General features: G+C 67.0%; 21 protein-coding genes and 1 pseudogene. 7 read left to right on the top strand and 15 right to left on the bottom strand.

What is annotated here, in order from left to right; genetic code table 11:
• Positions 1-16: 16 nt before the first annotated feature.
• The 8 genes and pseudogenes from J2S76_RS21375 to J2S76_RS23205 all read right to left on the bottom strand — a co-directional run.
• Positions 17-1,300, bottom strand: a complete 1,284-nt coding sequence (locus tag J2S76_RS21375) for a TRAP transporter large permease (RefSeq protein WP_307063884.1) — start codon at positions 1,298-1,300, stop codon at positions 17-19.
• Positions 1,291-1,848 carry a TRAP transporter small permease gene (locus tag J2S76_RS21370; protein ID WP_307063882.1) on the bottom strand — a complete coding sequence of 186 codons (558 nt, stop codon included), beginning with the start codon at positions 1,846-1,848 and terminating at the stop codon, positions 1,291-1,293. The genes J2S76_RS21375 and J2S76_RS21370 overlap by 10 nt, the downstream gene beginning before the upstream one ends.
• Before the next feature lie 28 nt (positions 1,849-1,876).
• Complete coding sequence (locus tag J2S76_RS21365) at positions 1,877-2,881, bottom strand: TRAP transporter substrate-binding protein (protein ID WP_307063881.1); 1,005 nt, start codon at positions 2,879-2,881, stop codon at positions 1,877-1,879.
• 51 nt (positions 2,882-2,932) lie between these two features.
• Positions 2,933-4,381, bottom strand: coding sequence for an aldehyde dehydrogenase family protein (locus J2S76_RS21360; RefSeq protein ID WP_307063879.1), 1,449 nt, complete (start codon positions 4,379-4,381; stop codon positions 2,933-2,935).
• Between the two features lie 581 nt (positions 4,382-4,962).
• A complete protein-coding gene (locus J2S76_RS21355; RefSeq protein WP_307063877.1) occupies positions 4,963-5,586 on the bottom strand; it encodes an NAD-dependent epimerase/dehydratase family protein in 624 nt (207 codons plus the stop codon).
• Positions 5,583-6,041 (bottom strand): NAD-dependent epimerase/dehydratase family protein, encoded by a 459-nt coding sequence (locus J2S76_RS21350; protein WP_307063875.1) that lies wholly within the window; start codon positions 6,039-6,041, stop codon positions 5,583-5,585. Before J2S76_RS21350 ends, J2S76_RS21355 begins: the two co-directional genes overlap by 4 nt.
• Before the next feature lie 232 nt (positions 6,042-6,273).
• Entirely contained in the window at positions 6,274-7,185 is a 912-nt protein-coding gene (locus J2S76_RS21345; RefSeq protein WP_307063873.1) for a glycosyltransferase family protein, read from the bottom strand.
• A 29-nt stretch (positions 7,186-7,214) separates the two neighbouring features.
• A pseudogene (locus tag J2S76_RS23205) lies at positions 7,215-7,400 on the bottom strand (glycosyltransferase); the annotation flags it as partial.
• On the opposite strand from J2S76_RS23205, the gene J2S76_RS21340 reads away from it, so the two are divergent.
• Both J2S76_RS21340 and J2S76_RS21335 read left to right on the top strand, forming a co-directional pair.
• Positions 7,387-7,740, top strand: coding sequence for a hypothetical protein (locus tag J2S76_RS21340; protein WP_307063872.1), 354 nt, complete (start codon positions 7,387-7,389; stop codon positions 7,738-7,740). The pseudogene J2S76_RS23205 and the gene J2S76_RS21340 overlap by 14 nt on opposite strands.
• Positions 7,741-8,070: 330 nt before the next feature.
• Positions 8,071-8,601: a hypothetical protein gene (locus J2S76_RS21335; protein WP_307063870.1), complete on the top strand. Its 531-nt coding sequence runs from the start codon at positions 8,071-8,073 to the stop codon at positions 8,599-8,601.
• A 243-nt stretch (positions 8,602-8,844) separates the two neighbouring features.
• Here J2S76_RS21335 and purH read toward each other — a convergent pair whose 3' ends face one another.
• The 3 genes from purH to rsmB form a co-directional block, all read right to left on the bottom strand.
• On the bottom strand, positions 8,845-10,446 hold the full coding sequence (gene purH, locus J2S76_RS21330) for a bifunctional phosphoribosylaminoimidazolecarboxamide formyltransferase/IMP cyclohydrolase (protein WP_307063868.1): 1,602 nt from the start codon (positions 10,444-10,446) through the stop codon (positions 8,845-8,847).
• 218 nt (positions 10,447-10,664) lie between these two features.
• A complete protein-coding gene (locus J2S76_RS21325) occupies positions 10,665-12,383 on the bottom strand; it encodes a heparinase II/III family protein (RefSeq protein WP_307063866.1) in 1,719 nt (572 codons plus the stop codon).
• Between the two features lie 121 nt (positions 12,384-12,504).
• Positions 12,505-13,827, bottom strand: a complete 1,323-nt coding sequence (rsmB, locus tag J2S76_RS21320) for a 16S rRNA (cytosine(967)-C(5))-methyltransferase RsmB (RefSeq protein WP_307063864.1) — start codon at positions 13,825-13,827, stop codon at positions 12,505-12,507.
• A gap of 183 nt (positions 13,828-14,010) precedes the next feature.
• Here rsmB and J2S76_RS21315 point away from each other — a divergent pair, with 183 nt between their 5' ends.
• Positions 14,011-14,982, top strand: coding sequence for a glucokinase (locus J2S76_RS21315; RefSeq protein ID WP_307063863.1), 972 nt, complete (start codon positions 14,011-14,013; stop codon positions 14,980-14,982).
• 75 nt (positions 14,983-15,057) lie between these two features.
• Here the strand turns inward: J2S76_RS21315 and J2S76_RS21310 are convergent, their stop codons facing one another.
• From J2S76_RS21310 to J2S76_RS21295, 4 genes are all read right to left on the bottom strand, one after another.
• Positions 15,058-15,474 (bottom strand): hypothetical protein, encoded by a 417-nt coding sequence (locus J2S76_RS21310; protein WP_307063861.1) that lies wholly within the window; start codon positions 15,472-15,474, stop codon positions 15,058-15,060.
• A gap of 106 nt (positions 15,475-15,580) precedes the next feature.
• A complete protein-coding gene (locus J2S76_RS21305) occupies positions 15,581-16,360 on the bottom strand; it encodes an RluA family pseudouridine synthase (protein ID WP_307063859.1) in 780 nt (259 codons plus the stop codon).
• Positions 16,361-16,402: 42 nt separating this feature from the next.
• Complete coding sequence (locus J2S76_RS21300; RefSeq protein ID WP_307063857.1) at positions 16,403-17,185, bottom strand: 3-hydroxybutyrate dehydrogenase; 783 nt, start codon at positions 17,183-17,185, stop codon at positions 16,403-16,405.
• A 122-nt stretch (positions 17,186-17,307) separates the two neighbouring features.
• Positions 17,308-17,766, bottom strand: coding sequence for a hypothetical protein (locus J2S76_RS21295; protein WP_307063855.1), 459 nt, complete (start codon positions 17,764-17,766; stop codon positions 17,308-17,310).
• Positions 17,767-17,970: 204 nt separating this feature from the next.
• On the opposite strand from J2S76_RS21295, the gene J2S76_RS21290 reads away from it, so the two are divergent.
• From J2S76_RS21290 to J2S76_RS21275, 4 genes are all read left to right on the top strand, one after another.
• Complete coding sequence (locus tag J2S76_RS21290) at positions 17,971-18,543, top strand: Fur family transcriptional regulator (RefSeq protein WP_307063853.1); 573 nt, start codon at positions 17,971-17,973, stop codon at positions 18,541-18,543.
• Between the two features lie 79 nt (positions 18,544-18,622).
• On the top strand, positions 18,623-19,927 hold the full coding sequence (ispG, locus tag J2S76_RS21285; RefSeq protein ID WP_370874818.1) for a flavodoxin-dependent (E)-4-hydroxy-3-methylbut-2-enyl-diphosphate synthase: 1,305 nt from the start codon (positions 18,623-18,625) through the stop codon (positions 19,925-19,927).
• 5 nt (positions 19,928-19,932) lie between these two features.
• On the top strand, positions 19,933-20,328 hold the full coding sequence (locus J2S76_RS21280; protein ID WP_307063849.1) for a rhodanese-like domain-containing protein: 396 nt from the start codon (positions 19,933-19,935) through the stop codon (positions 20,326-20,328).
• A 235-nt stretch (positions 20,329-20,563) separates the two neighbouring features.
• Positions 20,564-20,724, top strand: a 161-nt coding sequence (locus J2S76_RS21275) for a GIY-YIG nuclease family protein (RefSeq protein ID WP_307064085.1), incomplete at its 3' end; no start/stop codon positions are given.

The raw sequence follows: 20,724 nt of genomic DNA, 5'->3' as shown, positions 1-20,724 counted from the left end.
CATGAGTCACACAAGGCTAGAGGTAGCGGAACCACAGCGTGGCAAACGGAACGAAGGTGATGATCGCCTGGCCCAGCAGCGCCGCGCCGAAGAACCAGCCGAGATAGGGCATCATGTCGGCCAGCCGGGCATTGGCGGCGCGGGCGGCGACATAGAGATTGGCGGCCATGGGCGGGGTGAGCAGGCCGATTTCCAGATTGGTGGCGAGGACGATGCCGAAATGCACCGGGTCGATCCCGAAGCGCTCGGCGGCCGGTGCCAGCAGCGGGCCCATCAGCAGGATGGAGGCGTTGGTCTCCATGAAGGTGCCGACCAGCAGCAGCACCACATTGACCATCAGCAGGAAGGCGATCGGGCTCTCAATATAGGTCGCGACCCAGATGGCGATGTCCTGCGGCACCTGGTTCAGCACCATGGCGCGGTTGAAAATGCCGGTCATGGCGATGATGATGAGGATGCCCGAGCCGGTGATCGCCGCCGCGCGGAAGGAGCGGGTGAAGCCCTCCCGGCTGATCAGCCGGCGCCCGACCGAGACGCCGATCGCGTAGAGGCAGCCGATCGCGGCGGCTTCGGTAGGGGTCATGATGCCCCCGTAGATCCCGCCAAGGATGACCACCGGCAGCAGCAGCGCCGAGGTGGCGTCGAACACGATCCGGGCCGGCGATTTGCGGGGATCGAGCACCCCGTCGGCTTCGGAGCGGCCCTCGATGCCGCCGCGCAGGACCTTGCGCGACAGGCGGTTGTGCACGAACAGAAACAGCGCGCCCATCAGCAACGCCGGCACCATGGTGGCGATGAAGAGCTGGGAGATCGAGACGCCAACCGTCGCGCCATAAAGGATCAGCGGGATGGAGGGCGGCACCAGCACGCCGAGCAGCCCGGCGGAGGCGGTGAGCGAGGCGACATAGCCCTTGGGATAGCCGCGCCGGATCATTTCCGGCGAGACGATGCCGCCGACCGCCGCGACGGTGGCGACCGAGGAGCCAGTGATGGCGCCCATCATCGCCGAGGCGGCGACAGTGATATAGCCGAAGGCGGCGCGGATGCGGCGCAACAGCAGGTCGGCGAGCGCGATCAGCTCCGCCGCCATGCCACTGCGGTTCATCAGCTCGCCGGTCAGCATGAACAGAGGGATCGCCACCAGCGGATAGCTCGATATCTCCTCGTAGGGAATGTTGCTGAGGCCGGCGATGGACAGGCCGTAGCTGCCCATCTGCAGGAAGATGACGAGCCCGAAGGTGACGGCCAGCGGCGCGCCGAGCACCAGGAACAGGGCCATGAGGCCGAAGGTCAGTGCCACGGGTTGAACCCTCCCGGCTCGCGTCCCACCAGCGCCCGCCAGATGTCGAGCGCCGAGTGGAAGGTCATCAGGGCGGCGCCGGCGAGCATCAAGCCGGCGGGAATGGCGACGGGGGTGCCAAGGTCGATCAACGTCTCGCCGGAGGAGCGGGCGTAGTCGAACAGGTCCCAGGCCAGGGCGATGAAGAACAGGCCGAACACCAGGCAAAGCACGGCGGCGATCGCGTCGAGGCCGCGGTGCAGAGGTCCCGGCGGCAGCATCTCGACGATGTCGGCGGTGAGGTGCTTGTGCAAATGGCTGCACAGCGCCGCTCCGATGAAGGTGAGCGGCGACATCGCCACCATCGCCCATTCGCCGGTGTCGGAGAAGGGCAGGTCGAAGGTGCGGATCGCCACCGACGCGCCCACCGCAAGGATGGCGACGACCATCGCCGTGATGACAACGGCATTCTCCATCCGCGCCATCACCCGCTCGACACGCATCAGCGTGTCGAGCACCGCGTGCCGTCGGGGCGGGGCGTCGGCGGAGGCCGGTTCGTGACCGCTCATAGCGGCCGTCCCGTCGTGGGCCATGGCCTCACTCGCCCCGAGCCGTGGCGATTTCCTTCTTCAGCTCGGCGATGCGGTCCGCACCATAGATCGGCGTCAGCTTCTCCCAGCCGATCTGGCCGACCTTGGCGAATTCCGCCATCGCTTCCGGCGTGGGGGTGATGACGGCGACGCCTCCGGCCTTGATCTTGTCGAGGAAGGCGCTGGTGGCGGCGCGGTTGCGGGCGATGCCTTCGCGCGCGGCTTCCTGCGCGGCTTCGGTCAGGATCTTGCGCTGGCCCTCGTCGAGCCCGTCCCAGAAGCGCTTGCTGACCGTGATCGCGCCCATGGCGTACACATGATTGGTCAGGGTCATGTATTTCTGGGCTTCGAACAGCCGGGAATTATAGGTGATGCTGGCGCCATTGTCCTGGCCGTCGACCGTGCCCTGCTGGAGCGCGACGAACAGGTTCGGCATTGGCATGGTGACGGTCTGTGCGCCGGCCGCCTCGAAGAAGGAGCGGATCGAGGCCGAGCCCGGCACCCGCAGCTTGAGGCCCTTGAGGTCCTCGGCAGTGTTCACCGGGCGGTTGGAGTTGGTCACCGCGCGGAAATCGAGCTCGAAATAGGCGAGCGCGACCATATTGTGCTTGGCCAGCGTGCCGGTGAGCGTGCGCTGGAGGATGCCCTGCGGGTTGTAGAAAATCTTGTCGACCTGGGCGTAGTCGGTCGCGATATAGGGCAGATAGTGGATGTCGAGCAGCGGATCGAGGCCGGTCAGCGAGCCGATGTTGAGGAAGGCGAACTCGACCGCGCCGCGGCTGAGATCGCGCCCCAGCGCCTCATCGCCGCCGAGCTGGCTGTTCGGAAACACGGTGATGTCGATCTTGCCGTCGGTGCGTTCCTTGACCAGGCGCGCAAAGATCTGGCTCGCCTCGTCGGCCGCATTGCCCTGGGCAAAAACGTGCCCGAGGCGGGCCTTGTCGGCGGAGGCCGCCTGCGGCAAGACAGCAAACGTCACGGCTGCCAAAGCAGCCACGATAATGTTCTTCATGATATTCTCCCTAGATATGTAATTGTTTTTGTTATCGACGCCGACTTTTTGTCAGCTTGAGTGGTCGATGACCACGGTTTTGGCGACCGTGTATTCACGCAGCGCTTCGAAACCCTTCTCGCGGCCGTGGCCACTCTTGCGGAACCCGCCGAACGGCAATTCGACTCCGCCGCCAGCGCCATAGCCATTGATATAGATCTGGCCGGCGCGGATGCCCTTGGCCATGCGCATCTGGCGCCCGCCGTCGCGGGTCCATACGCCGGCAATCAGACCGTAATCCGTGCCGTTGGCGATGCGCAGCACGTCGTCCTCGTCGTCGAACGGGAGGGCGGCGAGCACCGGACCGAAAACCTCCTCGCGCGCCAGCTCATGCTCGCGCGGCACCAGCCCAAACAGCGTCGGCGGCACGAAATAGCCGGCCTTCGATGCGTCGGGATGGATCTTGCCCTGCGCCGCCACCTCGACCTTGTCGGTGGCGGCGCGGTCCAGGAAAGCCATGACGCGGTCGCGCTGCACCTGGTTGATCACCGGGCCGCATTCGAAATCCTGTTCGGGAAAGCCCACGCGGACCGTGGCCATGCGCTCCGCAAGCTTCCGCATGAAGGGCTCATAGATGGCGCGCTCGATCAGCACGCGTGAGCCGGCCGAGCAGGTCTGGCCGGCATTCTGCACGATGGCACCGATAATGACCTCGCACGCCTTGTCCTGATCGGCATCGGCGAACACGATCTGCGGCGACTTGCCGCCGAGTTCCAGAACGCAGGGAACGTGGTTCTTCGCGGCGGCGGTCTGCACCAGCGTGCCGACCTCCGGCGAGCCGGTGAAGGACAGGAAGTCGATCCCGGGATGGCTCGAAAGGGCGGCGCCAGCCTCCTCGCCGAGCCCGGTCACCACGTTGATCACGCCGGCCGGGAAGCCCACTTCCTCAGCCAGTTCGGTGAAGCGAAGGCAGGAAAGCGAGGCTTCTTCCGCCGGCTTCAGGATCGCGGTGTTGCCGGCCGCGAGCGCGGCGCCAAGAGTGCGGCCGAACATCGAGGCCGGGTAGTTCCAGGGAATGATATGGCCTGTGACGCCCCGTGGCTCGCGCAACACGATGACCTGATAGCCCGGCAGGAAGGGGATGGTGTCACCGTGAATCTTGTCGGCGGCGCCGCCGTAATATTCGAAATAGCGGGCAGTCACGCGAATATCGTTGCGCGCCAGCTTCATCGGCTTGCCGGTGTCGGCGGCTTCGAGCTGGGCGAGTTCCTCGAGACGATCGAGGATGAGAAGGCCGAGCCGGCTGAGCAGGCGGCCGCGCTCCAGAGCCGCCATGGAGCTCCACACGGTTTCGAAGGCATGGCGGGCGGCCGTCACCGCGAGATCGATATCGGCGGCGCCGCCGGCGGCGATCCGGCCGATCGTCTCACCCGTGCTGGGGTTGACCACCGGCAGAAACCTCCCCGACGCTGACCCCACCCACCGGCCATCGATGAAGAGCTGATCCCGACCCATACGCATCCTCCCAGAGCTTATTTTTAAGATTGCGGCGATGCTTCTATGTCGGCGCACGTTAGACAACGCTGAAAACTCGTAAGGCCCGTTAGGCTCAGCCTAAGGCACTGGCACCTCAAGCCTTCGCACATGGACGCGGACGAGGGCATCGGGATCGCCGCGCCGCGGCTCGATCGCCGGGCGTGTGAGTTCCAGATGCTTGCTCGGCCGGCAGATGCCGCCGCTCTGCCCGACCATGGTGGCAATGTTGACGTCCGCAGGGCGTGGGTCCGACTTTGCCGGGCTCGCGCGGCTCTGAGATCATCATCCGGTCAATCCGAGTGAAGCGATCAGCGTCAACGTCATGGCGCGGCTTGTTCTTCAGATTCACCTCGGTCTGCGGACCGCGTTTCAGCGTCATCAGTTCGTTCGCCCGGTGGCGGATGCCTGGGCGATGTAGTCACCGGCGATGGTGAGAACGCATCCATTGCCCAGCACGCCCCGGACGAGGATATGCCGCGGAAGTGACCGGTGTTGCGATGATTGTCTTTGATTGAAGCGCGTGGCACGTAGCGCACCCCACGGACCCTCACTCAGTGCCGAATACATCAGCGACTGGAAGTCAAACTCGCTCCCGAGACACCAAAACAACTTCGCCTCATCTGACGGCGCAGATAAGGCGGAACCGCTCTAAAGCCTGCGCGCAGGATGAGGAAGCACTGGCGAACACGCCAGGCATCCTCGATCATCAAGGAGAGCGTCGAACGGACAGGCTCCCACCCCAGCTCCCGCATGGCTGCGGTACTGCCACATACCAAGCGCGCGGCATCGCCCTTGCGGCGCGGCCCGCTCTCGAAGTGAATGGCTCGGCCCGTCACCTCCTGCGCCTCGGCTATCACGCCACGGACCGAGAAACCCTGACCGCTTCCTAGACAGAAGACACGCCCCGCGCGCCCCGCTTGGAGCCAGCCAAGTCCCAGAACGTGGGCGTCCACCAGGTCGCTGACATGGACATAATCGCGAATGCAAGTCCCGTCAGGCGTCAGGTAATCCGTCCCATAGATTGTGAAGTTCTCACGCTCCCCGCTCGCCACCTCAAGCAAGGCAGGGATAAGATGCGTCTCGCGAACATGGAACTCTCCAAGCTCCGCCTCTGGATCGGCATCCGATACGTTATAATAGCGGAATATAACGGATTCTATGGAATAAGATTCAGTAAAATCAATAATCATATTCTCAATATCGCGCTGATCGAGCCATACGCGTTTATCGGGTGCTGTGGAGTGCCCTCTTGCAATAAGACGCCGTCTTGATCCCCATAAATGGCGCATGTCGAAGAAAACACGATTCTCTTGCATCCATGTCCAACCATTGTATTCAGAATATTTATCGACCCTGAAACATTGTATGTCCAGTATTTACCGGGATCCCGAGCCGCTTCTCCAACTTGATTCAAAGCAGAAAAATGCAACACAGCGGCTGGATTCCAGCGATGGAATACTTCAGAAAGCCGCGTCGAATCGGGAAGGTCCCCCTTTTCGAATGGACCAAATTTCACCATTTCGAGCCAACCGGCTTCCAGATTGTCATAGGTCACCGGGGTGAAACCAGCCCGGCGCAAGGCCTTGCAGGCATGCGAGCCAAAATAGCCGGCGCCACCCGTGACAAGGATGGTCTTATTACTCATCGATCATGTCTCGTGAAGTGGTGTGGTTGGCGGCTGCGGTCATCGCGCGGCGTGCCGGAGCCGGATGCCGAGGCGGGCATTGTCTTACTGGCCAAGAAGCCGCGAGGTTTTACTCGCCGGAGGTCGCAATGCCCGTCGCGACGAACGCTGCCCAGCCCCCTGCTTGGCCATATGCGTCGCCGCAAAGGTTGCGGGCTGGCGCTAATCAATGAGTCCTGGGCTTAGCTCCAGGTCATTTTTCTGCCAGATCTCTGCACGCGGCGCGCGGCCAGCCAATAGGCGACGCGGCGGGGCGACGAAAGGCGATGCGTTGCCAGGACTTCCGGAATGAGGCGATGTCGAGAATTTTCTCCCGGGAGCGCAACTGACGAGGCAGTGTCGCGCAAGCGAGCGCGAACAGATCCATCCTATGGCTGCCATCGGACCCAATACGGCCGAGCCGCCGTAGCGCGGCCGCCTCCGTCAGGGAAAAACGCCGGGACTTGAGCGCGCCGACCCACGAAAACGGCCGGGCGCAGGCAGAGCGAAGCGCATGTTCCGAGCGCAGATGGGGCGGCAGAATGGACAGGCACAACGCTTCAGCCAAGAGCGCCGTGCCGATCTCTGTCGTGGTCGGCGCCTGTAACGACTGAGCCAGCGCAAATTGCAGTGCGGGTCGAAGAGGACCAGCGACGGCGTTGAGATAGGGGCGCAGCGAACGCATGAAGTCCGCGTCCGCGAAGTCGCGCCCGCGCAGCATCGTATCGTCGCTCTCACGATACCAGAAGAGCGGCTCCGGAACGTTGATGATGGCTAGACCCATCCGGGAAGCGCGGCCGAAGATCTCCCAATCCTCGTGACCGGCGCCGTAATCCTCGGTGAAGCCGCCCGTTGCCTCGAGCGCGGACCGCCGAAAACAGGCGTGGGCGTCGCCGAAACCGTTGACATAGAGACCGGCACCGGTGCCGTTCCCAATGAAGGCCCAGACCGGCTCGGTCTGCCGGCTCGGCCCCGCCGGGCGCTCGCCGCGATAGGTGGCCATAGTGCAGGTTGCGATGTCCGCGCCCGAAGTGAGGATGGCCCGGACATAGGTTTCGACGAGGTCAGGCGGCGAATAATTGTCGTCGTCGTGGAAATGACGAGATCCCCCGTCGCCGCGCGCCACCCCGCATTGCGCGCAGCTCCGAGGTAGCGGTTCTCCTGGCGGATCAACGTCCAGCCGGCGGCGCGGAACTCGCGGCCAAGGCTGTCGAGATAGGCTATCGCCTCGGGATCGTTGCTGCCATCGTCGACGAGGACGACCTCAAGCGACCGCCAGGACTGCTCCCGCAGCGCCTGGATGGTTTCGGCGAGGGATGCCGGTCGGTTGAACGTCGTCACCACGACGGATACGCGGGGCCTCTCGGCACTGGGCACGACTGGCGGAGCGGGTATCTCGCCGACTGCGGAGCACCAATCGGCGGCGACCGCTTCGTCGGCAAAGGCCGAACGCACGCGCACCGCGCCGCTTCGAACCGCGCGCGTGATGGCGGCCGCAAGATGGGACGGCGTCGGCTCGAACAGCACCGCCGCACGGTCCTCCACTGCGATCAACTCGGCTATCCCGCCGACGTTCGACGCAATGAAGGTAATATCGAGAGCGATGCATTCGCGCACCGTCATCGGTGAATTTTCGACGAGCGAGGCGATCACGGCCAGACGGCCAGGCGCCCTCGGATAGTTTAGGGCTTCATGTGAATTTTAATCGTCCACTATACGAAAGTCACGAAATCCGCTTCCGCAATTTTTGGAAATGAAGGAAAGAGTCACACTGGGCGAATCATCAGTCTTTCCTAGGAAAGTGACCTTCACGCTGGCGCCGTCGGGCACATGATGAAGGTAATACCGAGCTCGTCATAGATCCGAAGTCAACTGTCGTTCGCCGTCTCCTTGTATCCGTCATTGGCATAGAGAATCGTGACATCATGCCGGGCCACTCCGCCAAATCTTCGCGATCTCGAAACAGGCGGATCCAATGCCGCCATTGCGGATAGGACCCGGAATGTCGGGTGTGGCGATGCAGATCGAATGCCTGCAACCTCTGGATCAGCACTTGAATAAGGCCGACGTGATCCTCGGCCGGATGGGAGTTGACCCCGACTTCTCGCATTCCTTGCCGAATGCCATCATGATGTCCGCGCCAAGACAGGAATTCTGGCTGTTCGTCATCCAGCTTCTGCTTGACCGCGCGTCGCAGGACGCTCGACCTGAGTTCAAGACCGGTCCTGAGATCATCAAGAAGGCCTTCGACGTCTATACCGATGCGCGATCCAACGCGGAGTTCCGCCGCAGGATGGCGCCTTTGCTCCGAATGCTGAAGATCGATGCCTCGCAATTGCGGCCGACCGACATCATGGTCGCCCATCCACGACTGTTCTATCCGGTGGACTGGACCGATGCGATCCATCAAATCTACATCCGTCGGCGGATCGTCCGAGACGGGCGTTGTTTCACCGGGGAGGAGAAGCAGGCGCTCTTCCCCGGCTCCTCGCTGGTGACCTATTGGACTCACAACTGGGAAGCCGAGCAGTGGGACGAATAGAGCCTCTTCGAGCCGCCGCAGCGAAGGGTTCGCCAACATGATCCTGCATCTTCACGCAGCGAGTTGGCGCGCCGGAGGCAATAGGTAAGAACCGGAGCGTGTCCGCAAATGGATCCAGAAGATCTCACATCGCGCTCACGAGCGTGTGTCGGAGCCGGTTGAGACCTGCCCGGGGTGTACCGGAGAGACGGTGCTGTGCGGCTGGGAGGACGGTGCGCGGGCGTGCACGCCCGGCCCCTCCGCTCAGTGCCGGAAGTGCCGCACGCCGGTGAACACCATGGCGATGCCGGCCGCATCCGCCGCCGCGATCACGTCCGCGTCGCGGATCGAGCCGCCCGGCTGGATCACGGCGGTGGCGCCGGCCTCGATGGCGGTGATCAGCCCGTCGGCGAAGGGGAAGAAGGCGTCGGAGGCCACCACGCTGCCGCGCGTCAGCGGCTCGGCATGGCCGGCGGCCTCGGCTGCGTCGCGCGCCTTGTGCGCGGCGATCCGCGCCGAATCGACCCGGCTCATCTGCCCGGCGCCGATGCCCACCGTGGCGAGGTCCTTGGCATAGACGATGGCGTTCGACTTCACATGCTTCACCACCCGGAAGGCGAAGGCGAGGTCCGCCAGTTCCTTCTCGGTCGGCGCGCGCCGGGTCACCACCTTCAGCGCCATGTCGTCCACGACCGCGTTGTCGCGCGACTGCACGAGAAAGCCGCCGGTCAGCGACTTCACCAGCCGGCCGCCGCCGCGCGGGTCCGGCAGCGCGCCAGTGACGAGCAGGCGCAGATTCTTCTTGGTGGCGATGATGGCGGCGGCTTCCTCGGTGGCGTCGGGAGCGACGATCACCTCGGTGAAGATGTCGACAATGGCGCGGGCGGCCTCGGCGTCCAGCGTGCGGTTCAGCGCCACGATGCCGCCAAAGGCCGAGGTCGGGTCGCAGGCCAGCGCCTTGCGATAGGCCTCGACCAGCGTTTCCCCCTCGGCGACGCCGCAGGGATTGGCGTGCTTGACGATCACCACCGCCGGCGCGCGGGCGGGGTCGAACTCGGCCACCGCCTCGAAGGCGGCGTCGGTGTCGTTCAAATTGTTGTAGGAGAGCGCCTTGCCCTGCAGCTGGCGGGCGGTGGCGACGCCGGGCCGCGCCGGCCCGCCAATATAGAAGGCCGCGCTCTGGTGCGGGTTCTCGCCATAGCGCAGCGCCTCGGCGAGGCGGCCGCCAAACACCCGGCTTTCCGCCGCCGCCTCCGCGTTTTCCTTCGCCTCGACTTCCGCGAACCAGGAGGCGATCGCCCCGTCATAGGTGGCGGTGCGGGCATAGGCGAGCTGGGCGAGCTTGCGGCGGGTGGCCAGCGTGGTGCCGCCCTTCGCCTCAAGGTCGGCCAGCACGGTTGCATAGCTGGCGGGATCGACCACAACAGCCACATCGGCATGGTTCTTGGCGGCGGCGCGGATCATCGCCGGGCCGCCAATGTCGATGTTCTCGACGCAGTCATCATAGCCGGCGCCGCGCGCCACGGTGGCCTCGAACGGGTAGAGATTCACCACGACGAGGTCGATCGGCAGGATGCCGTGCGCGTCCATGGAGGCGCGGTGGCCTTCATCGTCGCGAATGGCGAGAATGCCGCCATGCACGCCGGGGTGCAGCGTCTTCACCCGCCCGTCCATCATCTCCGGGAAGCCGGTGAGGTCCGACACATCCGCCACGGCGAGCCCCGCCTCGGCCAGCGCCTTGCGCGTGCCGCCGGTGGAGACCAGCGCGATGCCCCGGGCGGCCAGCGCCTGGGCGAAGGGCACGAGGCCGGTCTTGTCGGACACCGAAAGGAGGGCGCGGGCGATGGGGCGGATGTCAGCGGACATGGAAGCGGCCAGTGCGTTGGAACCAGGATGCCGCCGCCCTATCACGTCTGGCCCCCGGGGTGAACCTTCGAGCCCCCCGGACAGCTATGCATCCTTCGAGGCTCGCTGCGCTCGCACCTCAGGATGACGGCGCTTCAAGAGGCAACCTCGTCATGCTGAGGTGCCGCCGGAGGCGGCCTCGAAGCACGCAGGCGCTCCGGCCGGCATGACCAAAGGGGTCAGCCCCGCAGCGCCCGCAACTGGACGAAGGTCCATTCCACCCGCGGCGTCTGCCGGGCATTGCCTGTTATCACCAGTTGCTCGGCGCGGCGGGGGCCGGCATTGCTGCCGAGAAAGATGCTCTCCTCGATGACGACGGCGCTCTCCGGGGCGGTGAACGCCCAGTCATCGCCATCCGGCAGCCGCAGGATCACCGTCTGCCCGTCCGAGGCGCGCGAGGGCTCGATCGAGGGGTGCAGGTGGAAGCGCACCGCGTAGCGCCCCGGCTGGTCGGTGGGGAACTCCTCGCCCTGCGCCACCCGGAACAAATCCTCGCCGTCGAGCCGCATGCCGTCGGCCGACAGCCGCCAGGAGCGCTGGTGCACCACGCCGAAGCGCCTGACATAGCCGTCATGGCTGGCGCGCAGCACGTCGGCGCCGCCGCGCTCGCCCCGGTCGACATGCAGATCCGCCGGCCCGCCGAGAACCGGCGCCCCGCACAGCCGCGTCAGCGGCCCGGCGGAGAGAAAGCGGCAGGATGAAGTGTCCTCGACCACCACGGTCGAATGCGCCGCCGTCTGCCGCGCCACCGCGCGCCATTCCTCGCGCCCGGCGGCGGGCAGGCCGCAATTGACCACGATGCGGTGCCGCCCGGCGGAAAGCTCGAACGACAGGCACCCCGCATGCGCCTCCAGGCTCAGCGGCAAGGGCGGCGGGGCGCCGGTATCGGCGATCACCACCGTGCCGCCCGCCTCCATGCGCTGATAGCCGGAATAGGGCGCGTTCGACACCGGGCGCCCGCGCGCATCGTCATAGGCGAGCACGGTGGCGAGCACATCCGCCGGCGTCGGCCCCATGCCGTTGAACAGGGCGAAGGCGCCGTCCACATGCCGGAAGAAGCGCAGCATCGGCATCATCCGGTCGATGGCGTTCAACAGCGCCGGCGGCGGCGCCACATGGCGGGCGGCATAGCTCTGGCGCAGCGGCAGCAGGTCGAGCAGAACCTCGATCAGCATGCCGGGATTACGGCTGACATGGCCGCCATCGCCCAGCACCTGCCGGTCGAGCTCGTCGATCAGGCGCTTCTGCGCCGCGCGCATCAGCCTTGTCTGGTCGGCCATGCACAGGCTGGCCAGCGAGAGGGTGAGCGCGCAGGCCAAGCGTGCCCGCCCGTCCGGCGCGTTCGGCCCGACGCTCTTGATATAGCGCACCTGCGCGGTGAGGCTGCGGATGAAGCGGCGGTGAAAACCGGGATCGGCATCCTGCAGGATCAGCGGCGCCTGGGTGAGCCAGCTCGCCACCCGCCGCGCCGCGATTTCCGGCGCCGAGGCCTGCGGCAGGCGGTGGCCGCGCATGGCGATCCAGTCGCCCACCAGCGCGCGGGCATGGGCGCGGGCGATCGGCGAGGCGGCGGCTTGCAAATGCCGCAGCCAGCCGAAGGAATAGAGCTCGCGCGCCCATTCCGGCGAGGGCGGCACCATCTCGAAGGGCGAGGCGCCATCGGTCAGCACCAGCTTGCCGGCGAAGCTGTAGCGCCCGGCATAGAATTCGCCGGCCCGCGCCGGGTCGCCGGTGCGCAGCTCGTGCGGGGCGAACAGCAGCCGCGAGGGCAGCGGCACGGCGGTGGCGCGCCACGGAAACCACGGATGCGCCAGGGTGCGCGCCACCAGGCTGTTCCAGCCGGTCTCGATCGCGAACAGCGCCAGGCGGGCGCGATCGGCATAAATCTCGCGGGCCATCAGCGTCTCAGCCCCTCTCGAAGACGCCGGGAATCACCAGCACATGCATCGTGCGAGCTTAGCGGAGCGGGTCCCGGCGTCCAACCGGGCGACGAGCGACCCGGGGCGCGCGCGCAAAACCTCACCCCTTGCGCAGCCGCGCGGCGAAGAAACCGTCGAGGCCGGCATAGCGCGGGTCCTCGTCCGGCAGATGCGTCGGCAGGGTGCGGACCTCACCCGCCGCATTGATCCATTCGGCCGGAATGCCGCACTCGCCGGGAGTTACCGGTTCGCGGGAAAAATCGGGGCGTCGCGCGAGGAAGGCGGCGATCTGCCGCTCGCCCTCCTCCGGCTCCAGCGAGCAGGTGGAATAGACCAGCACCCCGCCCGGCTTCACCAGCTCGGCGGCATTGGCGAGCAGGCGGGCCTGCAGCGAGGCGAGGCTGACAATATCGGCTGGCGCCTTGGTCCACGCCACTTCCGGGTGGCGGCGTATGGTGCCGGTGGCCGAGCAGGGCGCGTCGAGCAGCACCCCGTCATAGGGCCCGGCCTTGAGGCGGGTGGCATCGGCCTCGATCACTTCGGCGGTGAGGTTGAGCCGCGCCAGATTGGCCTTCAGCCGGCGCAGGCGCGGGGCGGAACGGTCCACCGCCACCACCCGCGCCCCGGCGGCGGCGAGCTGCGCCGTCTTTCCGCCGGGTGCGGCGCACAGGTCGGCAAGGGTCATGCCGGCGGCGGGATGAAGCAGCCGCGCCGGCAGCGCCGCCGCCGCGTCCTGCACCCACCATTCGCCCGCCTCGAAGCCCGCCAGCGCGGTGACGTTGCCGGCCTCGACCAGCCGGATCGAGCCGGTCGGCAGCAGCCGGCCGCCGAGCTTTTCCGCGAGGATTTCCGGGTTCTCACGCGCGGTGAGGTCGAGCGGGGCCTCATGCGCCAGCGCCCGCGAGATCGCCTCGCCGGCCGCCGGGCCATAGGCTGCGGTCCAGCCTTCTACCATCCATTCCGGCTGGTCGGCGACATCGGGAAGGATCGCCTTCCCCTCCCGCGCAATCCGCCGCAGCACGGCGTTTGCAAGCCCTTTGAAGCCGGCCGTGCTGGCCTGCTCGCCGACCAGCGTCACGGTGGTGCCCACCGCCGCATGGTCGGGCACATCCATGAACAGGATCTGCGCCGCGCCGACCAGAATCAGCATCTCGACCCGGCGCGCCTTCTCCGGAATGCCGCGCTCCATCAGCGTGCGCAGCAGCGCCCGCAGGCTCCCCTGCTTGCGCAGCGTCGTCGCCGCGATCATCCGGGCCAGCGCGCGGTCGCGCTCGTCCAGCTCGCGGGTCAGGCGCTCAAGCGTCTCTTCGAGCGGATGCCCGGTTTCCATGACGGACTGGACGGCATCGGCGGCCGCCCGGCGGGCGGCGAGGCCGGGCGCATCGGCGGCGGGGGAGCGGGCAGGCGGGCGCGGTTCTTTCATCGCGATGGGACTAGGCCGAGCCACGCTGGAAGGCAACCTTATCCCGACGATCGTGCGGGGCGAGGCATCCAAATGGCCGCCTGGGGGTTGTCGAAGCGGGCAAGATTGGGTCCTATCCCCTATCGGCCCGCCCACCCGCCTCACCGGCCCGCCTCACCGCCTAGCGCCTGCAGCGAACGGAACATGCCCCACCAGATCCTCATCGCCGATATCGGCGGAACCTCCTCCCGCCTCGCCCTTGTGGGCCCGGACGGCGTGCCCCGCGACATCCAGATTCACCGCAATGACGACTTCGCCGGCTTCAAGCAGATGATCGAGGCCGACCTCGCCCAGCGCGGCGAGGGCGCCCATGCGGCCGTTGGCGGCGCGGTGCTGGCGGTGGCCGGGCCGGCGGATGAAGAGGTCATCCGGCTGACCAACCGCGACTGGTCGTTTTCCAAGCGCGACATGCGCCGGCATTTCGGCTGGCAGAAATTCGCCGCGCTGAATGATTTCGAAGCGCTGGCGCTGGGCGTGCTCGCTCTCACCCCGGACGACCTCGTCCCGGTGGGCGGCGGCCACGCAGAGCGCGACGCCCCCATTCTGGTCTGCGGCCCCGGCACCGGCTTCGGCACCGCCATTCTGGTGAAAACCGGCCGCAACCGCATGGTGCTCACCGGCGAAGGTGGCCGGGTGCGGCTCGGCGCCGCCGATTCGGAGGAGGCGCTGCTGCTCGGCCACATGGTGCGCGAGCTTGGGCCCGTGGTGGTGGAGCACGCGCTGTCCGGCTCGGGCCTTGCCCGCATCCACCGCATTCTCTCGGGGGTGAGCCTGTCACCGGAAGAGGTGATCGCGGCGGCGAGGCGCGACGAGGACGCCGCAAAGCACAGCTGCGGCGTGTTCCTGCGGCTGTTCGGCCGCATTGCCGGCGATCTCGCGCTCATCACCAATGCACGCGGCGGCGTCTATATCGCCGGCGGCGTCTCGGTCGGTCTTGCCTCGCTGTTCGCCGGCTCGGCCTTCCGCGCCGCCTTCGAGGAGCATCCGCCCTTCGAGGGACGTCTGGCCGACATTCCGGTGCAGGTCATCACCCACCCGACACCGGGGCTGATCGGCTGCGGCCAGTACGGCGGCCGGCTGGCCCGCACGCTCAAGCCCGGTTTGCGGGTCGTCTAAGCTGGGGCACGTTCCACTCTGATGACGGGGCCATCAGGTCAGAACGTGCCCGCGCGTGACAGCAAAGCCCCAGTGTTATTTTTCGCGCCGGAATAGAGTGCAGGACGCAACACTCGGCGCTACCTGCGCATAGCACAGTTCAAAACTGTTCGAATCGATGATGTGGCCGAAGGAGTTTCCGTCACTGTCCGCCGAGCGGAGCGTCTTTCGGTCTTCGGAGACCACCATCAGTTTTTCTTCCTTATGACCCGCGGATACGATCGTGCCGATGTAACGGCCCTGATCCTGCTTCGTAATCTCGACAACGAGATCGGACGAGGCGAACCGGGGCTCGCTGCCACCGCCGGCGCTGCCATAGTGACCCGCTGGGCTCATAATAACGGCTCGGCTCTTCCCGCCCCACTTGCCGAGAAGATCCGGCCACGCTTCCTGCGCAACCGCCGGCCCCGCGAAACTCATGGCAGCAAACAGAAAAATCACGCTCCCACGCATGGGGACCTCCTGATACCGTAGACGATATAAGGTATTATATTGCCATATGTCATGGGATACGCAAAGGCCCACCGCTACCGGGTGCGCAATTGTGGCGCGCTCTGGGCTACGGGGCCGCGCGTGGTGTGAAGACGGCGGCGTCCGCCAGCGCCTCCAGCGCGGCGGGGTCGAAGCCCGCCCGCTCCAGCGTCGCCCGCATATGGGCGGGCAGCGGCGCGCGCACATCGATGGGATCGCGCCCCTTCTTCTGCGGGATCACCGCCCGGCGCGAATGCAGGTGCAGGATCGGCCCGCCCGGCAGGCGCGAGGACCCGCCATAGATGCTGTCGCCCAGAATCGGGTGGCCGATGGCGTCGAGATGCACCCGCAGCTGGTGGGTGCGCCCGGTGAGCGGGGAAAGCGCCAGCACCGCCAGCCCCTCGCCCACGGCAATGGTCTCCCACTCGGTGATGGCTTCCTGCCCCCTTGGGTCCACCGCCATCCACCAGCCGCGCGTCGGCGAGCGCTTGGCGAGCTTGAGCTCGATCCGCCCGCGCGGCTCGCCCGGCACGCCGCGCACGACCGCCATATAGGTCTTGCCCACCGTGCCATCGGCAAACGCCTTGCCAAGCTCGGCCAGCGCCTTGCGGTGGCGGCCGAGCACGAGGCAGCCGGAGGTGTCCTTGTCGAGCCGATGCGCCAACTCGGGCGCGTTCGGCAGGCCGAAGCGCAGCGCGTCGAGATGATCGGCCAGCGTCTCGCCGCCCTTCGGCCCCTTGTGCACGGCAAGGCCCGGCGGCTTGTCGATCACCAGCATCATGCCATCGCGGTGCAGCACGCGGGCGGCGATGTCGAACGGGGCGTCGGAGGCGGATAGGTCGTCGGAGGCGGTGACGGACTGGCTCATCGCGCCGTCACACCACAAAGCCGGCCGCGCGTCGAGAGGCGGCTACTTCGCTACCCAGCCGCCATCCATCTGCTGCAGCGCGCCGGTGATGGAGCGGGCATTGTCGCTGGCGAGGAACACCGCCAGCGCCGCCACCTCCTCGACGGTGACGAACTGCTTGGTCGGCTGCTCCGCCAGCAGCATGTCCTTCACCTGCGCCTCGGTCATGCCGCGCGCCTTCATGGTGTCGGGAATCTGCTTTTCCACCAGCGGCGTCCAGACATAGCCGGGACAGATGGCGTTGACGGTGATGCCGAACGGCGCCGTTTCCAGTGCCACCGTCTTGGTCAGGCCGGCAATGCCGTGCTTGGCCGCGACATAGGCCGACTTGAACGGCGAGGCGACCAGCGCATGGGCGGAAGCGGTGTTGATGATGCGCCCCCATTTGCGCGCCTTCATGCCCGGCACGGCGGCCTTGATGGTGTGGAAGGCGGCCGAAAGGTTCAGCGCCAGGATGAGGTCCCATTTGTCGTCCGGGAACTCCTCCACCGGCGCGACATGCTGCACGCCGGCATTGTTCACCACTATGTCGACCGTGCCGAGCGCCTTGTCCGCGAACGCGATCAGGCCGGCGCAGGCGGCGCCCTTGGTGAGATCGGCGTCGGAATAGAGCGCCGTGACCCCGAAAGTGGTCTCGATGTCGGCGCGCTGCGTCTCGATCTCGGTGGGATCGCCGAAGCCGTTGAGCACGACATTGACGCCTTCGGCGGCGAAGGCGCGGGCGATGGCGAGACCGATGCCGCTGGTCGAGCCGGTGATGACGGCGTTCTTACCCTTCAAGGACATGCACGGTACCTCATTCGACAGAACGAGCGGCCAGGGACGAGCCGCATCGGCCCGCTCGCCGCAACTTAGAGCGGGGCGATGACATGCGCATCACCGCCCCGCTTATGTTCAGGCGCGGGAGATCACGGCTGCTTGAGGCAGACCGCGACGACTTCCTTCACCGGATGTTCGCAGGCGACGACGGTCTTGCCGCCATCATCGGCAAAGGACGCGATGTGCTGGAAGCCACGCTCGGTATTGACGCAATAGCCCGAGACGATGACCTCGCCGCTCTCGCAGCCGCTGGTGCAGCCCGCCGACGGGCAGGGCGCACTGCGCACGGTGATGGATGACGAACCCGACGCACCGGGCGTGCCCGCCGTGCCGGCGGGCCCCTGCGGACCGATGGGACCGGCCGGGCCAGCAGGCCCCGCAGGACCGGCGGGACCGGTGGCGCCGGCAGGACCTGCGGGGCCGGCGGGGCCGGCCACACCGGCCTCGCCCTTGGCACCCGCCGAGCCGGCGGGCCCGGCCGGGCCTTCAAAACACGCTGCCAAGGGCAGAGCCAGCGCAGCGACGAAAAGGAATTTGAGAACCTGCATGATACCCCCACTAAGCGACCCAGCCACCTTATCCTGCTCCGGCTCCCGAAGCGTCACAAGGGCGCGGCGGCGGGAAAATGGCTGATGGCGACGAGACTTTTATGACCCGGCGGCGCCGTCCACCGGTGGCGGCCGGATTTCCTCGTCACGGCGCCGCGACTCCGCGTCATGGCGCCGTGACCCGTGAGGGTTTATATTGAGCCTATGTCGACATCCTCTTCCCCGCCCGGCGGCCCGCACGGGCAAGACCACCATGGCCACGACCACGACCATGCCGCCTGCGTTGCCGGCGCCATTGCCCGCTTCGAGGAAAGCTGCGCCCGCAGCGGCGCGCGGCTCACCCCGCTGCGCCGGCGCGTGCTTGAGGAACTGGCGGACAGCCACACCCCGCTCGGCGCCTATGACCTGGTGGAGCGCCTCGGCGCTTCCGGCGAGAAACCGGCGCCGATGTCTGTCTATCGGGCGCTGGACTTTCTGGTGAGCGAGGGGCTCGCCCACCGCATCGAGAGCCGCAACGCCTATCTCGTCTGCGGGCGCGAACATGGCCCCGATGACGTCATCGTGTTCCTCATCTGCGAGAGCTGCGGCGTGACGGCGGAAGTCGCCTCGCACGCCATCGGCCGCGACCTCGCCTGGGCGACCCGCGCCGCCGGCTTCACCCCGCGCACCCCTGTGATCGAGATAGCGGGCACCTGCGCCCGCTGCCGCACCGCCGCCGGGGCCGAAGCTGCCGGCGAGGCCCACACCCACGCGGCCCACGCCGAGGCTGCCCGTTGACGCCCCGCCCGCGCCGGCTTACCCCCTGCCGCACGCTGCGCTCCCAAAGCACGACCCTGGTCCCCGGACGATGAACGCCATGGACGCCCTCTCCCCCGCCCCCGTCGTCGCCCCGGATCTGGAAGCCGCCGGCCCAGCCCCCCGCCGCGCGACGGTCGCCGTCAAGGTCGGCGGCATCACGGTGGGCGGCGGCGCGCCGGTTGTCGTACAGTCGATGACCAATACCGACACCGCCGATGCCGAGGGCACCGCCCGGCAGATCGCCGCGCTCGCCCGCGCCGGCTCGGAAATCGTGCGGATCACGGTCGACCGCGACGAGGCCGCTGCCGCCGTGCCCGAAATCAAGGAACGCCTGCTGAAAATGGGGCTCGACACCCCGATCGTCGGCGACTTCCACTACAACGGCCACCTGCTGCTGACGAAGTACCCGGACTGCGCGCAGGCGCTGGACAAGTACCGGATCAATCCCGGCAATGTCGGCTTCGGCGAAAAGCGCGACCGTCATTTCACCACCATCGTCGAACAGGCGATCCGCCACCGCAAAGCAGTCCGCATCGGCGCCAATTGGGGCTCGCTCGACGACGATCTGCTCACGGCACTGATGGATGAGAACGCGAAGCTGCCGCAGCCGGCGGCGGCCCGCGCCGTCACCCGCGAGGCGCTGGTGCGCTCGGCCCTGCTCTCGGCGGCGCTGGCCGAGGAGATCGGCCTGCCGAGGAACCAGATCATCCTCTCCGCCAAGGTCTCGGCGGTGCAGGACCTCATCACCGTCTATGCCGAACTCGCCCGCCGCGCCGACTATGCGCTGCATCTCGGCCTCACCGAGGCGGGCATGGGCTCGAAGGGCATCGTCGCCTCCTCCACCGCCATGGGCGTGCTGCTCCAGCAAGGCATCGGCGACACCATCCGCGTCTCTCTCACCCCCGAGCCCGGCGGCGACCGCACCCGCGAGGTGACGGTGGCGCAGGAAATGCTCCAGACCATGGGGCTGCGCACCTTCGTGCCGCTGGTCGCCGCCTGCCCCGGCTGCGGGCGCACCACCTCCACCACCTTCCAGGAACTGGCTTTCGAGGTGCAGGACTTCATCCGCACCTCCATGCCGGAATGGAAGAAGCACTATCCCGGCGTCGAGACGCTGAACGTCGCGGTCATGGGCTGCATCGTCAACGGCCCGGGCGAGAGCAAGCATGCCGATATCGGCATCTCGCTGCCCGGCACCGGCGAGTTCCCCACCGCCCCGGTCTATCTCGACGGCAAGAAGGCGATGACCCTGCGCGGGCCGAGCCTGCGCGAGGATTTCAAGAAGATCGTCGAGGACTATGTCGAGCGCCGCTTCGGCGTCTCCGCCAAGGCCCCGGCGCAGGGCATCGACGCGGCGGAGTGAGGGCGATGAAGACGGGCTACAAGCAGCTGCTCGCCGAGGCCGAGGCCGTGGTTACGGCCATCGAGGTGGCCGAGGCCGCGACCCTGCAGGGCCGCGACGACGTGGTCTTTGTTGATCTGCGCGACCCGCGCGAACGCGAGCGCGAGGGCGCCATTCCAGGCGCCTTCTCCTGTCCGCGCGGCATGCTGGAATTCTGGATCGACCCCGAAAGCCCCTACGCCAAGCCGGTCTTCGCGCAGGACAAGCGCTTCGTGTTCTTCTGCGCCAGCGGCTGGCGCTCGGCACTGGCGACGAAGACGGCGCAGGAGATGGGGCTGGAAAAGCTCTGCCACCTCAAGGGCGGCTTCACCGCCTGGAAGGCGGCCGGCGGCGCGGTGGAGAGCGTGGCGCCGAAGGGCTGAGGGGGCGCGTGCCCGACGCCCATCCTTCGAGGCTCGCTACGCTCGCACCTCAGGATGACGTGGTTCCTCAAGGAGTTCATCACGTCGTCATCCACCAACGCGCCGGCATCCGGAGGTGCGAGGCATCGCCGGACCTCGAAGGAGGGTCGTCCACGCCCCTTGCCTTCCCCCCGCACAACGTCATCCTGAGGTGCGAGCGCAGCGAGCCTCGAAGGATGGTCATCCGGGAGAGAAGATGGGTGCGTTCGTCTACATGCTTCGCTGCGCCGACGGTTCGCTCTGTGTCGGCTCAACCAGCGGCGCATTGGAAAAGCGCCTCGCCGAACACCAGAGTGGCAGCTATCCCGGCTACACGTTTCGGCGCCGGCCGGTAACGCTGGTCTGGTCGGAAGCGTT

It is taken from the genome of Ancylobacter vacuolatus, assembly GCF_030813595.1.
Classification (GTDB): domain Bacteria; phylum Pseudomonadota; class Alphaproteobacteria; order Rhizobiales; family Xanthobacteraceae; genus Ancylobacter; species Ancylobacter vacuolatus.
Note: the sequence above shows the minus strand (reverse complement) of the source record. Positions and strands in the feature narration are given on the sequence as shown.

Coding starts and splice junctions, on each gene's coding strand:
- J2S76_RS21370 (WP_307063882.1), bottom strand. CDS start 1,848: ATGAGCGGTCACGAACCGGCCTCCGCCGACGCCCCGCCCCGACGGCAC.
- J2S76_RS21365 (WP_307063881.1), bottom strand. CDS start 2,881: ATGAAGAACATTATCGTGGCTGCTTTGGCAGCCGTGACGTTTGCTGTC.
- J2S76_RS21360 (WP_307063879.1), bottom strand. CDS start 4,381: ATGCGTATGGGTCGGGATCAGCTCTTCATCGATGGCCGGTGGGTGGGG.
- J2S76_RS21355 (WP_307063877.1), bottom strand. CDS start 5,586: ATGATTATTGATTTTACTGAATCTTATTCCATAGAATCCGTTATATTC.
- J2S76_RS21350 (WP_307063875.1), bottom strand. CDS start 6,041: ATGAGTAATAAGACCATCCTTGTCACGGGTGGCGCCGGCTATTTTGGC.
- purH (WP_307063868.1), bottom strand. CDS start 10,446: ATGTCCGCTGACATCCGCCCCATCGCCCGCGCCCTCCTTTCGGTGTCC.
- J2S76_RS21325 (WP_307063866.1), bottom strand. CDS start 12,383: ATGGCCCGCGAGATTTATGCCGATCGCGCCCGCCTGGCGCTGTTCGCG.
- rsmB (WP_307063864.1), bottom strand. CDS start 13,827: ATGAAAGAACCGCGCCCGCCTGCCCGCTCCCCCGCCGCCGATGCGCCC.
- J2S76_RS21315 (WP_307063863.1), top strand. CDS start 14,011: ATGCCCCACCAGATCCTCATCGCCGATATCGGCGGAACCTCCTCCCGC.
- J2S76_RS21310 (WP_307063861.1), bottom strand. CDS start 15,474: ATGCGTGGGAGCGTGATTTTTCTGTTTGCTGCCATGAGTTTCGCGGGG.
- J2S76_RS21305 (WP_307063859.1), bottom strand. CDS start 16,360: ATGAGCCAGTCCGTCACCGCCTCCGACGACCTATCCGCCTCCGACGCC.
- J2S76_RS21300 (WP_307063857.1), bottom strand. CDS start 17,185: ATGTCCTTGAAGGGTAAGAACGCCGTCATCACCGGCTCGACCAGCGGC.
- J2S76_RS21295 (WP_307063855.1), bottom strand. CDS start 17,766: ATGCAGGTTCTCAAATTCCTTTTCGTCGCTGCGCTGGCTCTGCCCTTG.
- J2S76_RS21290 (WP_307063853.1), top strand. CDS start 17,971: ATGTCGACATCCTCTTCCCCGCCCGGCGGCCCGCACGGGCAAGACCAC.
- ispG (WP_370874818.1), top strand. CDS start 18,623: ATGGACGCCCTCTCCCCCGCCCCCGTCGTCGCCCCGGATCTGGAAGCC.
- J2S76_RS21280 (WP_307063849.1), top strand. CDS start 19,933: ATGAAGACGGGCTACAAGCAGCTGCTCGCCGAGGCCGAGGCCGTGGTT.